We start from the raw sequence: 14,732 nt of genomic DNA, 5'->3' as shown, positions 1-14,732 counted from the left end.
CCCATGAAGATCCTGATGCTGCACGGTATCAACCACAACATGTTCGGCAAGCGCGATCCGGTGCAGTACGGCACCGTGACCCTGGCCGAGATCGACGCCAGGCTGGCGGCCCTCGGTGCGGAACTGGGGGTGGAAATAGAGTCCTTCCAGAGCAACCACGAAGGGGCGATGGTTGAGCGCATCCACCAGGGCTACGAGGAGGGCGTCGATGGCGTCCTCATCAACGCCGGTGCCTGGACCCACTACAGCTACGGCATCCGCGACGCCCTGGCGATCCTTACCGTCCCGGTGGTGGAACTGCACATGTCCAACATCCATGCGCGGGAGAGCTTTCGCCATCACTCGGTGTTCGCCGAGATCGTCTTGGGGCAGATCGCCGGCTTCGGCGTAGACAGCTACCTGCTGGCGCTGCGCGCCGCGGTAAGCGCGGCCCAGGCGCGCAGGGCCTGAGCCGCCGACCCCCACCCCGAGGAAAAGGGAGCGCTTCCACAGATCCCGCGTAGGGTGGAAAACCGCGCAGCGTTTTCCACGCACCAAGGTGTTGGCTGAGGCCCTGTTGGGTCGAGGCAGCTCCATCGCCGAAGCCCACCAGTAGGATAAGGAGCGGTGTGCAGGCTATCGCGGCCATGGGCCGCTCCTACACTGTAGGAGCGGCCCATGGCCGCGATAAAGCAGGGTAGGGAGGCACCGCTTCTCTCGGCATGAGAATCAAGCTGATGCTCGCCATAGCTGAGGCAGGTATCGGGCGCCAATTGCAACTGGTTGAGAAGTCCCGCGTTGGCGCGGATGGAGGCGGGGAGTCGCAACGGATTCAAGAGCACTCGTCGTCCTTTTTGCGCGATATCGCCTCACCCGTATGCGGCCCCAGTTCCCGCTTGGGACAGTCCTGCCACTGCTTGTCCCCCAGACCGGCGGTGTATTCTGGATGCAGCGGATAGTGCAGGCGGTTGTCCGCCCGGCTGGTGTCGCCCACCACCAGCAACTCCACCGGCTCGTCGGTCTCGTTGATGAAGGTGTGGGCGACGCCATCCCCCGCCTTGAAACCCACCCCGTCGCCCGGCTTGAGGCGCTGGAGGTGACCGTCGATCCAGGCGGTGGGGTGGCCCGAGATCACATAGATGAATTCGTCTTCGGTGGCCTCGGCATGGGGCCGCGAGGTGCGACGACCGGGTGGCAGCCATTCGTGGTGGATGCCCAGGCGGGCGAAGCCGAAGTGGCGGCCGAAGGCGGCGCCCAGGGAAAAGCGCTCGTCACTGTCGGCATAGCCGGGGCCGTCGGGCGCCTGGAGCCGGGACCAGTGGACGATCTTGTCGAAATCTTTCCGGGATTGCATGGGGTGCTGCGCCTCGCGGGAAAATAGCTCAAGCTTAGCCGGTTAGGCGGACGCTGCCGCCTCAGGTCCCTTTCGGTGCAGGAACGCGATGCCCAGACTGTCCAGACAACTCCTCGCACTGCTGACCCTGGCGTTGCTCGGTGGCTGTTCACCCGATACGCCGATCAACAGCCCCTACCGCGCCGGAGCCGAAGGTCGGAATACCCTCTATACCGCCTTCACCACCCGCTCGCCGAAGTACCTCGATCCGGCCAGTTCCTATTCCGGCGACGAGACCAACTTCACCTACAACATCTATGAACCCCTCTACGGCTACCACTACTTCAAGCGGCCCTACGCGCTGATCCCCCGCGGCGCCGAGCGGGTGGTCACGCCTTACTACCTGGATGCCCAGGGCCGGCGCCTGCCGGACGACGCACCGGCCGCGCAGATCGCCGAGAGCGTCTACGACATCCCCATCCGCCGCGACGCCCGTTATGCGCCCCATCCGGCCTTCGCCCGCGATGCCCAGGGCCATTACCGCTACTTCCCGATCCAGCCCGCCGACCTGGCCGATCGCTACCAGATCCCCGACTTTCCCGAGACCGGCAGCCGCGCCCTGACCGCCGCCGACTACGCCTACGGCCTGCGTCGCCTGGCCAGTCCGCGGCTGGTCTCGCCCAGCTATGCCATCTTCGCCGAGCACCTGGTCGGCATGCAGGCCTATGGCGACGGCCTGCGCGCCGCCGACAAGGCCCTGCGCGCCGGCCTGCCCAGGGGCGCGCCGCTGCCCTGGCTGGACCTGCGCCAGGGCGAGCTGCCCGGGGTCGAGGTGCTGGACGACCACACCCTGCGGCTGCGGGTGATCGGCAAGTACCCCCAGTTCAACTACTGGCTGGCCATGACCTTCGCCGCGCCGGTGCCCTGGGAGGCGGATCGCTTCTACAGCCAGCCGGGGATGGCCGAGCACAACCTGGGCTTCAACAGCTGGCCGGTGGGCACCGGACCCTATCGCCTGGCCGAGTCCATCCCCAATCGCCGCCATGTGCTGGAGCGCAATCCCAACTACCACGCCGATCCCTATCCCTGCGAAGGGGAGCCCGAGGATCGCGAACAGGGCCGGCTGGACGACTGCGGCAAGCCCATGCCGCTGATCGACCGCGCGGTGTTCAGCCTGGAAAAGGAAGGGGTGCCGCTGATGGGCAAGTTCATCCAGGGCTACTACGACACCCCCCAGGTCGAGCGCGGCGAATATGGCGTGGCGCTGCGCACCAAGGCCGGTGATTCGGCCGATTCCGCCGAGCTCTACCGCGAGCGTGGCCTCAAGTTGCCCACCGCGGTGGAGGCGTCCAACTGGTACCTGGGTTTCAACTGGCTGGATCCGGTGGTGGGGCAGGGCGCAACGCCCGAGCAGCAGGTGCGCAATCGCAAGCTGCGCCAGGCGCTGTCCATCGCCTTCGACTGGGAGAGCTACATTACCGTCTTTCTCAACGGCAACGGCCTGGTCGCCAATGGCCCGCTGCCGCCGGGCGTGCTGGGCTACGAAGCGCCACCTGCCGGCAGCAATCCGGTGGTCTATCGAATGGTGGATGGCAAGCCCGAGCGGCGACCCATCGAAGAGGCCAGGCGGCTGCTGGCCGAAGCCGGCTATCCCGATGGCCGCGACGCCAGCAGTGGGCGACCGCTGATCCTGCAATACGACGCCCAGACCAGCGGCGACAGCGCCATGTTCGACTGGATGCGCCAGCAGACCGCCAAGCTGGGCATCCAGCTGGAACTGCGCGGCTCGGACTACAACAGATTCCAGGACAAGATGCGCAAGGGCGCGGCGCAGATCTTCTTCTGGGGCTGGAACGCCGACTATCCCGATGCCGAGAACTTCCTGTTCCTCTTCTACGGTCCCCAGGGCAAGGCCAAGCACGGTGGCGAGAATGCCGGCAACTACAGCAATGCCGAATACGACCGGCTGTTCGAGCAGATGAAGAGTCTCGATGACGGACCGGAAAAGGTCGCCCTGATCCGGCGCATGGTCGCCATCGTGCAGCAGGACGCGCCCTGGCTGTTCGGCTGGAATCCCCTGTCGGCCGGGGCCTATCAGCAGTGGGTCTACAACGCCAAGCCGACCCAGATGGTGCGCGATCAGCTGCGCTATCTGCGCCTGGACCCGGCGCTGCGCGAGCGCAAGGTGCTGGAATGGAACCGGCCGGTGCTCTGGCCGCTGTGGCTGCTGCTGGGGCTGGGGCTGCTGCTGATCTGGCCGGCCTGGCGCAGCCTCCGGCGGCGTGAGCGCCAGACCGCCTTTGGCGACGGCCACGGGGAGGGGCGGCCATGATCGGCTATCTGCTGCGGCGCCTGGCCTATGGCGTGCTCATCCTGATCGGCGTGAATCTGCTGACCTTTCTGCTGTTCTTTACCGTCAACACCCCGGACGACATGGCGCGCCTGGCCATCGGCGGCAAGTACGTCACCGCCGAAGCCATCGAGGACTGGAAGGCGGAGCACGGCTACGACAAGCCGCTGCTCATTAATACCACCCGTGAAGGAATGGAGCAGCTGACCGATACGCTCTTCTTCGAACGGTCGGCCAGTCTGCTGGTGTTCGACTTCGGCACCTCCGACAGCGACCGCGACATCGGCCGAGAGATCGCCGAGCGCGCCGGCCCGAGTCTGGCGTTGGCGCTGCCGACCTTCGTGCTCGGCCTGGCGGCCAGCGTCGGCTTCGCCCTGCTGCTGGTATTCTTTCGCGCCACCCGGCTGGACTTCTGGGGCGTGGTGCTCTGCGTGGTGCTGCTGTCGATCTCCTCACTTTTCTACATCATCGCCGGCCAGTGGCTGTTCGCGAAGACGCTGCGCCTGGTGCCCTTCTCGGGCTATGAAGAGGGCTGGAACCTGTTGCGCTTCCTGGCCCTGCCGGTGCTGGTGGCGGTGATAGCCGGCCTCGGCAGCCAGGCGCGCTTCTACCGCGCGCTGTTTCTCGAAGAAATCGGCAAGGACTATGTGCGCACCGCCCGCGCCAAGGGGCTGGCCGAGCGCCAGGTGCTCCTGCGCCATGTGCTGCGCAATGCGGCGCTGCCTATCCTCACCGGGGTGGTCTCGGCCATTCCCTTGCTGATCATGGGCAGCCTGATCGCCGAATCCTTCTTTGGCATTCCCGGCCTGGGCAGCTACACCATCGACGCCATCAACGGCCAGGACTTCGCCGTGGTCCGCACCATGGTGTTCCTGGGGTCGGTGCTCTACATCGTCGGCCTGATCCTGGCGGACCTGTCCTACACCCTCGCCGATCCGCGCGTTCGCTTCAGGTAGCCGCCATGCCGAAATTCGTCTTACTCTGGACCGACCTCGCCCTCTACCTGCTGGTGGCCGGCAGCCTGATCTACGCCTGGCGCGCGCGTCGCCAGCCGGCCCTGCGCGCCAGTTGGCGCCGGGTGCTGCAGGATGCCCCGGCGATGAGCGCGGCCGTGGTGCTGGCCAGCTTCGTCGCCATCGCCCTGCTGGATTCGCTGCACTACCGGCCCCAGTTACCCGCGACGCCTGGCGCCACGGCGCCGATCTACTCGCCCACGGTGCTCTCGGCCCTCGACGGCCTGCTGGCCGAGACCAGCCTGACCCAGCGCGAGAAGACCTATTCGGCGCCGCTCGCCACCCACCAGTTCACCAAGGAAACCCTGGGCACCAGCGCCGAGGGCGCGCCGCTGCGGGACTTCCCCCGCCTCAAGCATGCCGGCACCACGTTGCGCGATCCCGCTACCGAGTGGCGGGGCGATGTCCTCAAGCGGCTGACGTTGGGCCTGCTCGGCGGTCTGGCGCTGGCCCTGGCGACTGCCGCCCTGGCCGCGGCACGGCTGCGCGAGCCGGGTGGCTTAGCCAGCCGCTGCGGACTCATCCTCCGCGGCCAGACCGCCACGCCCTGGCGCGCCATCCTGCTGACCTGGCTGGGCGTCTGCCTGGTGTCCGGCAGCGTGATCGCCCTGGCCAGTGGTTACCACGTGCTGGGCACCGACGGCACCGGCAACGACGTCCTCTACCAGTCGCTCAAGAGCATCCGCACCGCCTTCGTCATCGGCAGCCTGACTACCCTGGCCATGCTGCCACCGGCCATCGTCTTCGGCCTGGCCGCCGGTTACTTCAAGGGCCGGGTGGACGACGTCATCACCTACCTCTACACCACCCTGACCTCCATCCCCGGGGTGCTGCTGGTAGCGGCCTGCGTGCTGATGATGCAGGTGTTCATCGACCGCCATCCGGAGCTGTTCGACACCGGCGCGGCGCGCGCCGACCTGCGTCTCTTCATGCTCTGCCTGATCCTCGGCCTCACCGGCTGGGCCGGCCTCTGCCGCCTGCTGCGCGCCGAGGCGCTCAAGCTGCGCGAGCTGGAATACGTGCAGGCGGCGCGGGCCTTCGGCGTTTCCCACTTCACCATCCTGCGCCGGCACCTGCTGCCCAACGTCTTCTACCTGGTGCTCATCACCCTGACCCTGGAATTTTCCAGCCTGGTGCTCTACGAGGCGGTGCTCTCCTACCTGGGCATCGGTGTCGATCCGACCATGAATTCCTTCGGCTCCATGATCAACGACGCCCGCACCGAAATGTCCCGCAGCCCCATGATCTGGTGGAATCTGCTTAGCGCCTTCGCATTCATGCTGGCCCTGGTGCTGGCGGCCAACCTGTTCGCCGACGCCGTGCGCGACGCCTTCGATCCGCGCAGTCGTCGGCTGAGATCCGCCTGGCTCAGGCGCCGTCCCGGCCAGGGCGAGGTGCAGCCATGACCCCGGTGCTGGAAATCCGCGACCTGGAGATCCTGGTCGACGGCGAGGAGGGCACGCGCCAGGCGGTGCGCGGCCTGAGCCTGGCCATCGCCCGCGGCGAGACCTTCGCCCTGGTCGGGGAATCGGGCAGCGGCAAGAGCGTCACGGCGCTCTCGCTGTTGCGGCTGCTGCCGCCTGCGTTGGGCATCGCCCGCGGCGCGGCGCTGCTGGCCGGCACCGACCTGCATCGACTGCCGGAAGGCCGCCTGCGCGAATTGCGCGGCGGGCGCGTCGGCACCATCTTCCAGGAGCCCGCCACCAGCCTGAATCCGGTCATGCGCATCGGCGAGCAGATCGAGGAAACCCTGCGCGCCCATACCGCGCTGCGCGGCGCCGCCGCCCGCGCCCGGGTGGTGGAATGGCTGCGTCGGGTGGGCATTCCCGAGCCGGAGCGACGGATCGACGACTACCCCTTCCAGTTCTCCGGTGGCCAGAAGCAGCGCATCATGATCGCCCTGGCGCTGGCCGCCGAGCCGGATCTGCTGATCGCCGACGAGCCCACCACGGCGCTGGACGTCACCGTCCAGGCACAGATCCTCGCGCTGTTGGCCGACATCCAGCGCGAACTGGGCATGGCCATCCTGCTGATCACCCACGACCTGGCGGTGGTGCGCCAGGTGGCCCATCACGTGGCCCTGATGCGCCACGGCGAGATCGTCGAGAGCGCACCGGCGGCGGACTTCTTCCAGGCGCCCCGGCATCCCTATGCCCGCGAGCTGTTCGCCGCCATTCCCACCTTCGCCAAGCGCGGCCAGACCCTGGCAGGAGTACCCCGCACCTTGCCCGCGCGAACCCCGGGCGAGTGCTTGCTGGAGGTACGCGACCTGGCCGTGCACTATCCGCTCCGCCGCGGCGCCTGGGGCCGGACCCGGGACTGGGTCAGGGCGGTGGACGGGGTGGACTTCGACCTCCACGCCGGCGAGACCCTGGCCCTGCTGGGCGAATCCGGCTGCGGCAAGACCACCACCGGCAAGGCGCTGCTGCGGCTGCTCGACGGGCCGCGCATCGGCGGCAGTGCCCGCCTGGGCGGCGCAGAGCTGCTCACGGCCGATGGACGCACCCTGCAACGGCTGCGCCGGCAGATCCAGATCGTCTTCCAGGATCCCTTCGCCTCCCTGGATCCGCGCATGCGCATCGCTGCCACCCTGGAGCAGGGGCTGCTGGCCCTGCGCCCGGAACTGGACGCCGCCGAGCGCCAGAGACGTGCCGCCGCCCTGGTGGAGCGGGTCGGGCTGCCGGGGGACACCCTGCAGCGCTTTCCCCATGAATTCTCCGGCGGCCAGCGGCAGCGCATCGCCATCGCCCGGGCGCTGATCGTCGAGCCGCGGGTGCTGGTATGCGACGAACCCACCTCGGCGCTGGACGTCTCGGTGCAGGCGCAGATCCTCGATCTCCTGCGCGAACTTCAGGCGGAGCGCGGCCTGGCCTATCTGTTCATCACCCACAACTTTGGCGTGGTCGAGTACCTGGCCGATCGCATCGCGGTCATGGACGGCGGTCGCATCGTCGAACAGGGCAGCGCCGAACGGGTGCTGCGCGCGCCCGCTCACGCCATGACCCAGCGCCTGCTGGCCGCCGTGCCGCGCCTGGAATTCGGGACCTCGCCATGAATTTTCCACCGCGCATCGCCCTGGCCGACTTCGAGCTGGTGTGGCCGCAACCGCGCCTGGCCGCGGCCTTCGCCGACGCCCTGAACTGGAGCTATGCCGAGCACCGCCGCTTCCTTGCCTGGGCGCGCGAACAGACCAGCGTCGCCCAGGCCCGCGACAGCCTGCTCGCGGCCCGCGGCGCCTTCACCCTCGCCCAGGGCGAGAAACGCTACTTCCTGGTGCGCGGTGACGAACTGCTCGGCTGCCTGGGGTTCACGCCACTGGACGGCGGGCGGCGCTTCGAGATCGGTTACTGGCTGCACAGCCTGCATACCGGGCAGGGCCTGATGACCGCCGCACTGCGGTATTTCGTCGAGCAGCGGGGCACGGCCGGGTTCTTTCTCACCACCTCGGCCGCCAACGACGCCAGCCAGCGCCTTGCCGAACGGGTCGGTTTCCGGCGCGTCCGGGTGCTGGAAAACGATCGGGAAGGTCCGGACGGGCAGCGCTGCGCCACCTGGGTCTATGAATTGCCGCCGCAGGTGAAGTCATGACCGCCCTGAGCGTTCCGCTGCAGTATCCACCGCGCTTCGCCGTGACCGAGGCGGTGGAACTGATCGACCTGACCCTGGCCGATCCCGCCGCGGTGGCCGACTACTACCGACGCAATCGCCAGCACCTGGCGCTGTCGATGCCGCGGCGCTCCGACGCCTTCTATACCCTGGCGCAATGGCAGGGGCAGGCGGCCGCCTACCGCGCCGGCGGGCCGGGTCTCAGCGAGTTGCGCCTGGTGCTGCGAGCGGGCCCGCTGGTCATAGGCACGGTGAATTTCAGCCAGATAGTTCGCGGCGGTTTCCAGGCCTGCTACCTGGGCTACGGCCTGGATGCGGCCTGGCAGGGGCGGGGGCTGATGCGCCAGGCCGTACGCCTGGGGCGGGACTTCGTCATCGCCGAGCTGGGCCTGAACCGGATCATGGCCAACCATCTGCCGGAGAACGTCCGCAGCGCCCATCTGCTGACCCAGCTCGGCTTCGAGCGCGAGGGCCTGGCGCGGCGCTATCTGGAGATCGACGGGGTCTGGCGGGATCACGTGCTGACCAGCTATGTGCGTTCCGCCCCCTGAATGAAAACCGGCGGCCCCTGGCCGCCGGACTTCCCTCAGATCCTGTTCTAAGTCTCGCGAGCTAGCGACAAACAAGGCGAAAATGGCTGAGGAAGCGGATCGGACCCGCGCTCGGGTTTACGAGCGGTAAATGAGCATTCCGACCGGGCTGGCGACCCAGGGCATTTTCAACGCGGTTTGGCCGACGCGCAGCAGACTTTGAATCGGGTCTCAGACCCGCGCCGCGGTAACGGCAGCCGAGCCCCAGGTGGTGCGCCAGCGGCGCTTGACGCTGAGCAGGCCGAACCAGGCGAGCACGCCGAGGGCGGCGAACAGCCAGAGGCCCAGCTGATAGTCGCCGGTGGCCTGCTTGACCGCGCCCAGGCCGGCGGTGAGGGCGAAGCCGCCGATGCCGCCCGCCATGCCGATCAGCCCGGTCATGACGCCGATTTCCTTGCGGAAGCGCTGGGGCACCAGCTGGAACACCGCGCCGTTGCCGGCGCCCAGGCTGAGCATGGCCACCACGAACAGCGCCAGGGCCGCCATGGCGCTGGGCAGGTGGAAGCCCACGGCGGCGATGCAGATGGCGGCCACGGTATACATGCCGAGCAGCGCGCGGATCCCGCCGATGCGGTCGGCCAGGGCACCGCCCAGGGGCCGCATCAGGCTGCCGCCGAAGACGCAGGCGGCGGTGTAGTAGCCGGCCACCACCGGCTCCAGGCTGTACTGGTCATGGAAATAGCCGGGCAGGGTGCTGGCAAGGCCGAGGAAGCCGCCAAAGGTCACGCTGTAGAAGAACATGAACCACCAGCTGTCCTTGTCGTTCAGCGCACGACCGTAGTCCACCAGCTTCTTGGGCGCCGGCCGTTCCGGGGCGTTGCGGGCGCAGAGCACGAAGACCACCAGGGTCAGGATCAGCGGGATCAGCGCGAAGCCGAATACGTTGGTCCAGCCAAAGGCCTTGGCCAGCGCCGGGGCGAAGAGGGCGGCGAACACCGTGCCGGAGTTGCCGGCGCCGGCGATGCCCAGGGCCTTGCCCTGGTGCTGCGGCGGATACCACTGGGAGGCCAGCGGCAGGGCGACGGCGAAGGAAGCACCGGCGAAGCCGAGGAACAGGCCCAGCACCAGGGTCTGCTCATAACTGTGCACACCGTGCTGCCAGGCCACCAGCAGCGCCAGGATCACCACCACCTGGCCGATGATGCCGGCGGTCTTGGGTGACAGCCGATCGGCGACGAAGCCCAGGATGAGGCGCAGGACGGCACCGGCGAGAATGGGCGTGGCCACCATCATGCTGCGCTGCTGGGTGGTCAGCTGCAGGTCGGTGGCGATCTGCACGGCCATGGGACCGAGCACGTACCAGACCATGAAGCTCAGGTCGAAGTAGAGGAAGGCGGCGAACAGGGTCGGCGCATGGCCGGCTTTCCAGAAACTGGGACTCATGGAGGCACCTCGGGCACGTCACGGGCATGAAAAAGGCGCCAGTCACCCTTGCCCGTTGCCGGGAGGTGAACTGACGCCTTTGTCGGTTGGGTGACCGCCGTTGGCCACCCCTGCCGAGGTCTTTGCAAGAGCGAAGCCAAGTTGAGTGAGCCCAGTGTTAGCTGGGGATCGCGATATTGGCAGCGTCTGAATCGGTCAAGGCGCTGCACAAGAATTGAGCGCCGTCACGGCGGGTTGCCCCTTGTTGGCGCTTACGAAGTAGTGCGGGCCGGGTTCGGATCGCGGCCATGGGCCGCTCCTACAGGTACGGTAGCCTCTGTAGGAGCGGCCCATGGCCGCGATAGGCTGCAAGAAAAGGCCGTGGCGATCACTCGCCACGGCCTTTTCTATTGGGATGACGCTATTACTTCGCGTACTTGGTCTGCAGCGCCTTGGCTTCCTGGAGGTGGTGCTCCAGCTTCGGCAGGGTCTTCTCGGCGAAGGCCTTGAGCGCGGCGTCATCGCCGGTCTTGGCTTCGTTGCGGAAGATCTCGATGGTCTGCTCGTGGGCCACGACCTGGTTGTTGGCATAGGAGCGGTCGAAGGAGTCGTCACGCACCTGCAGGATCATGGCCTTGGCCTTGTCCATCAGCTCGGCGTCGGTGGAGACTTTCAGTTTCTTCTCCTGGGCCAGGCTCTTGAGCTGCTCGTTGGCCTTGGTGTGGTCGTCGATCATGCTCTGGGCGAAGGTCTTGATGTCCTGGGACTTGCTCTTGTCCAGAGCCAGTTTGGCCGCTTCGATCTCGGCGATGCCCTTGGCCGAGGCGTCGTCGACGAATTCGGCCGGAGACAGCTTGTCGGCGGCCTGGGCCAGGCCGGCACCGGCAGCCAGCAGGATGGCGAGGGACAGGCTGGAGGCTTTCTTCAGCATGGGCGTCATGGACGTGCTCCTGATTTTCTTGGGCAGTAAGGGAAGGGGCTCACCGCTGTGCGGTGAACGCGCCTGCAAATGGGACCTGCCCAAAAAGTCATACGTTCCCTGAAGAAAGTGCGCGAAGCCAGATCAGGCGCGGCTTACGCTTGAGCGAAACGCTTCATAGGCGTCGAAATCGAAGCGTGTTGCCGAGACGATCTGGCTCTGTTTCAGGGTCAGGTAGATGTCCTTGCCCTTGTCCGCATAGTGGGTGGTGAAGGTCACCCAGAGTTTGTCCTTGTCCCGGTAGCCGCTCATGATCGGCTTGATGCAGACGTCCTGGTCGGCGCCTTCCGTTTCGCTCGGTTCGCCCAGGGTGGTGATGCGGCCGACGTACACCTTGCGCTCCTCCAGGGTCAGCATCAGCGTCTCCTTGTTGATGGAGGCGGTCATCAGCAGATCGTCCAGCGGACTGTCCTTGAGGATGCCGGCGAGGATGAAGGTGCGGTAATTGTCCTCGCTCAGGCCGTACTTGCGCTTGATGGTCCAGCGCGCCAGCGTGGCCCAGGCCGTGGGAATCAGCAGGGCGGTCACCGTCACCAGCAGGATCCAGGCGGCCTGCAGCGGATCTTCCAGGGTGCCGGTGCGGCGCAGCAGCTCGGCGAGACCGGCGAAGTAGTCAAGGGAAAAAGTCCGCTCACCCCAGGACCAGCTGCGCCCCTGCACGATTTGCGCGACGCCCAGGTGCAGGATCACGGCGAGCAGGGTGCAGAACAGGCCGAAGCGCGCGCTCTGCAGATAGAGGTACTGGCCCTCGTAGCGATGCAGGCGGTAGAAGTACAGCGGATGCTTGTGGCAGACGAGAAAACCGCTGACCAGGATCGGCAGGAGCAGCAGCAGGAACATCAGCGGTTGATGAGCCGCCGGGCGCGGTCCAGGTCTTCCTTGAATTCGGGGGAGTCGAAGATCTCCGCCGGATCGATGCGCAGGGTACCGCGACCGACCACGCGCATGGACTTGTAGGAGTTGTTGATGCTCGCGGCCAGCTTGAGATCGTCCGCGGAGGGCGATTTGAGCAGATTGAACAGGCCTTTCAGCATGGCGATATCCCGGGAGGTCACTAGCGGCTTATAGCTTGGAACACCCTGACTGACAAGCATTCGCCGCGCCGCCGGTCGACGGCGCGGCGAAGACTCAGGCCGGCTCGACGCCGGATTTGCGCGCGGCCGCTTTGGGCAGCAGGCCGTCGGCGCGGAACATCTGCTTGATGCCGCGCACCGCCTGACGGATGCGGTCCTGGTTCTCGATCAGGGCGAAGCGCACATGATCGTCGCCATAGTCACCGAAGCCCAGTCCCGGCGAGACGCAGACCTTGGCCTCGGCCAGCAGCTTCTTGGCGAATTCCAGCGAACCCAGGTGGGCATAGGGCTCGGGAATCTTGGCCCAGACGTACATGGAGGCCTTGGGGTTCTCCACCATCCAGCCGGCTTCGTGCAGGCCGCGCACCAGCACGTCGCGGCGCTGCTGGTATTGCTGGGCGATGTCGCGCACGCACTGCTGGTCGCCTTCTAGGGCGGCGATGGCCGCCACCTGCAGCGGGGTGAAGGTGCCGTAGTCGTGATAGCTCTTGATGCGCGCCAGGGCGGCGACCAGCTCGGGATTGCCGACCATGAAGCCGATCCGCCAGCCGGCCATGTTGTAGCTCTTGGACAGGGTGAAGAATTCCACCGCGATGTCCTTGGCGCCGGGCACCTGCATGATGGAAGGCGCCTGCCAGCCGTCGAAGACGATATCGGCATAGGCCAGATCGTGCACCACCAGCACGTTGTAGCGCTTGGCCAGTTCCACCACGCGCTCGAAGAAATCCAGCTCCACGCACTGGGCGGTGGGGTTGGAGGGGAAGCCGAGGATCATCATCTTCGGCTTGGGAATGCTTTCGCGGATGGCCCGCTCCAGTTCGGCGAAGAAGTCCATGCCCTGCACCAAGGGTACCGAGCGCACCTGGGCGCCGGCGATCACCGCGCCGTAGATGTGGATCGGATAGCTCGGATTGGGCACCAGCACGGTGTCGCCGGCATCCAGGGTGGCCAGCATCAGGTGCGCCAGGCCTTCCTTGGAGCCGATGGTCACGATGGCTTCGCTGTCGGCATCGATCTCCACCTGGTAGCGATCGCGGTACCAGTGGGAGATGGCGCGTCTCAGGCGCGGAATGCCCTTGGAGCTGGAGTAGCCGTGGGTGTCTTCGCGCTGGGCGACCTGGCAGAGCTTCTCGACGATGTGCGGCGGAGTCGCCCCGTCGGGATTGCCCATGGACAGGTCGATGATGTCCTCACCGCGACGGCGCGCGGCCATCTTGAGTTCGGCGGTGATGTTGAAGACGTAGGGGGGTAGGCGATCGATGCGCGCAAAGCGGCGCACGGGACTGGAATCAGTCATGCGTTCCTCGAAGTACGTAAGCGCCCGGAACCGTCCGAGCGACGTGGGTCACAGGAGGTGACCTGCAGCGGACAGTAGCCGCAGGTCGCTGCGCTTGTCGAGGAAAAAATCAGCGGGGCGCCGCTGGCGAGGCGCTCCGGTGCGGATCAAAGCGCGTGAGCGGCCTGCAACGCCGCCACTTCCAGTCGCGCCTGCTGGCGCACCTTGTCCTGGTGCTGCTGGATCATGCCGGGGATGAGGAAGGCATCGATCAGGCACCAGATCCCCAGGATGATCCAGGGAATGAAGAAGGTGACCCAGCCGAGCAGCGAGAGCACCAGCATGATGGCGGCGGTACCGGTGCGGCCGAGGTAGAAGCGATGACCGCCGAGCATGCCGAGAAAGAACCAGATCAGGTAGGCGGCGCCGGTGGATTTGCGCGCGTTGGCGACCTTTTGTTCGACCAGCATTTCGGCTTGCAATGAGCTCATGACAGACGTCCTTTTCGAGGGTGAATATCCAAGGGGCGCGGATAGTGCCACACAAAGCGGAGCCGGGCCATTTCCCGTGGCGGGCTCCTGGCGCCGCTTCAGCCGAGCAGTTCGCTCATGGCGATGATCTGGTCGGCCACCTGGATCAGCTTCTGCTGCTTGCTCATGGCCTGGCGGCGCATCAGGGTATAGGCCTCGTCTTCGCTGCAGCCCCGCATCTTCATCAGCAGCCCCTTGGCCTGGTCGACCTTCTTGCGCTCCAGCAACTGCTGCTCGCGGGCCTGGAGTTCGGCGCGCAGGGCCTGGTCGGTCTCGAAACGGGCGCGGGCCACATCGATGATGGCCTGCAGGCGACTGGTCTGGATGCCTTCGACGATATAGGCGCTGACGCCGGACTGGATGGCCCGGCGCATCACCGCCGGGTCATGCTCGTCGGTGAACATGACGATGGGGCGCGGCCGGTCGCGGGTGACCAGGCAGACCTGTTCCATGACGTCGCGCCCGGGTGACTGGGTGTCGAACAGGATGACGTCCGGCCGCAGGGCCTCGATGCGTGCGGGCAGGTCGATGGTCAGACCGGATTCCTCGATGACCTCGAAACCGGCTTCGATCAGCGCGGCCTTGAGACGGCCGACCTGCTTGGGGGTGTCGTCGATGAGCAGGATGCGCAAGGTCGTTCT

General features: G+C 66.7%; 15 protein-coding genes. 7 read left to right on the top strand and 8 right to left on the bottom strand.

What is annotated here, in order from left to right; genetic code table 11:
- Positions 1–3 precede the first annotated feature (3 nt).
- Positions 4–450: a type II 3-dehydroquinate dehydratase gene (gene aroQ / locus PSK12I2_RS0120790; RefSeq protein WP_027599901.1), complete on the top strand. Its 447-nt coding sequence runs from the start codon at positions 4–6 to the stop codon at positions 448–450.
- Between the two features lie 361 nt (positions 451–811).
- Here the strand turns inward: aroQ and PSK12I2_RS0120785 are convergent, their stop codons facing one another.
- Positions 812–1,333, bottom strand: coding sequence for a cupin domain-containing protein (locus PSK12I2_RS0120785; RefSeq protein WP_027599900.1), 522 nt, complete (start codon positions 1,331–1,333; stop codon positions 812–814).
- 88 nt (positions 1,334–1,421) lie between these two features.
- On the opposite strand from PSK12I2_RS0120785, the gene PSK12I2_RS0120780 reads away from it, so the two are divergent.
- Genes PSK12I2_RS0120780 through PSK12I2_RS24230 form a run of 6 tightly spaced genes read left to right on the top strand, consistent with a single transcriptional unit; the run spans position 1,422 to position 8,832 of the window.
- Positions 1,422–3,644 carry an ABC transporter substrate-binding protein gene (locus PSK12I2_RS0120780; RefSeq protein WP_027599899.1) on the top strand — a complete coding sequence of 741 codons (2,223 nt, stop codon included), beginning with the start codon at positions 1,422–1,424 and terminating at the stop codon, positions 3,642–3,644.
- Positions 3,641–4,618, top strand: a complete 978-nt coding sequence (locus PSK12I2_RS0120775; RefSeq protein WP_027599898.1) for an ABC transporter permease — start codon at positions 3,641–3,643, stop codon at positions 4,616–4,618. Before PSK12I2_RS0120780 ends, PSK12I2_RS0120775 begins: the two co-directional genes overlap by 4 nt.
- A 5-nt stretch (positions 4,619–4,623) precedes the next feature.
- Complete coding sequence (locus tag PSK12I2_RS0120770; RefSeq protein WP_027599897.1) at positions 4,624–6,081, top strand: ABC transporter permease; 1,458 nt, start codon at positions 4,624–4,626, stop codon at positions 6,079–6,081.
- The gene (locus tag PSK12I2_RS0120765) at positions 6,078–7,730 is read left to right on the top strand and encodes an ABC transporter ATP-binding protein (protein WP_027599896.1); all 1,653 of its coding nucleotides are present in this window, start codon (positions 6,078–6,080) and stop codon (positions 7,728–7,730) included. The genes PSK12I2_RS0120770 and PSK12I2_RS0120765 overlap by 4 nt, the downstream gene beginning before the upstream one ends.
- A complete protein-coding gene (locus tag PSK12I2_RS0120760; RefSeq protein WP_027599895.1) occupies positions 7,727–8,263 on the top strand; it encodes a GNAT family N-acetyltransferase in 537 nt (178 codons plus the stop codon). Before PSK12I2_RS0120765 ends, PSK12I2_RS0120760 begins: the two co-directional genes overlap by 4 nt.
- The gene (locus tag PSK12I2_RS24230) at positions 8,260–8,832 is read left to right on the top strand and encodes a GNAT family N-acetyltransferase (protein WP_081347956.1); all 573 of its coding nucleotides are present in this window, start codon (positions 8,260–8,262) and stop codon (positions 8,830–8,832) included. Before PSK12I2_RS0120760 ends, PSK12I2_RS24230 begins: the two co-directional genes overlap by 4 nt.
- 210 nt (positions 8,833–9,042) lie before the next feature.
- Here the strand turns inward: PSK12I2_RS24230 and PSK12I2_RS0120750 are convergent, their stop codons facing one another.
- The 7 genes from PSK12I2_RS0120750 to PSK12I2_RS0120720 form a co-directional block, all read right to left on the bottom strand.
- Positions 9,043–10,254 (bottom strand): MFS transporter, encoded by a 1,212-nt coding sequence (locus PSK12I2_RS0120750; protein ID WP_027599894.1) that lies wholly within the window; start codon positions 10,252–10,254, stop codon positions 9,043–9,045.
- Positions 10,255–10,657: 403 nt separating this feature from the next.
- The gene (locus tag PSK12I2_RS0120745; protein WP_027599893.1) at positions 10,658–11,173 is read right to left on the bottom strand and encodes a DUF4142 domain-containing protein; all 516 of its coding nucleotides are present in this window, start codon (positions 11,171–11,173) and stop codon (positions 10,658–10,660) included.
- A gap of 123 nt (positions 11,174–11,296) precedes the next feature.
- Entirely contained in the window at positions 11,297–12,052 is a 756-nt protein-coding gene (locus PSK12I2_RS0120740) for a hypothetical protein (protein ID WP_027599892.1), read from the bottom strand.
- Positions 12,052–12,246, bottom strand: a complete 195-nt coding sequence (locus PSK12I2_RS0120735; RefSeq protein WP_007159025.1) for a hypothetical protein — start codon at positions 12,244–12,246, stop codon at positions 12,052–12,054. The genes PSK12I2_RS0120740 and PSK12I2_RS0120735 overlap by 1 nt, the downstream gene beginning before the upstream one ends.
- Positions 12,247–12,340: 94 nt before the next feature.
- Entirely contained in the window at positions 12,341–13,582 is a 1,242-nt protein-coding gene (gene alaC, locus PSK12I2_RS0120730; RefSeq protein WP_007159024.1) for an alanine transaminase, read from the bottom strand.
- 146 nt (positions 13,583–13,728) lie between these two features.
- Positions 13,729–14,052 carry a TM2 domain-containing protein gene (locus tag PSK12I2_RS0120725; RefSeq protein ID WP_037007889.1) on the bottom strand — a complete coding sequence of 108 codons (324 nt, stop codon included), beginning with the start codon at positions 14,050–14,052 and terminating at the stop codon, positions 13,729–13,731.
- 98 nt (positions 14,053–14,150) lie between these two features.
- Complete coding sequence (locus PSK12I2_RS0120720; RefSeq protein WP_027599890.1) at positions 14,151–14,723, bottom strand: ANTAR domain-containing response regulator; 573 nt, start codon at positions 14,721–14,723, stop codon at positions 14,151–14,153.
- Positions 14,724–14,732: the final 9 nt, after the last annotated feature.

The sequence above is a fragment of the Pseudomonas sp. MOIL14HWK12:I2 genome (assembly GCF_000510745.1).
Classification (GTDB): Bacteria; Pseudomonadota; Gammaproteobacteria; order Pseudomonadales; family Pseudomonadaceae; genus Chryseomonas; species Chryseomonas oryzihabitans.
Note: the sequence above shows the minus strand (reverse complement) of the source record. Positions and strands in the feature narration are given on the sequence as shown.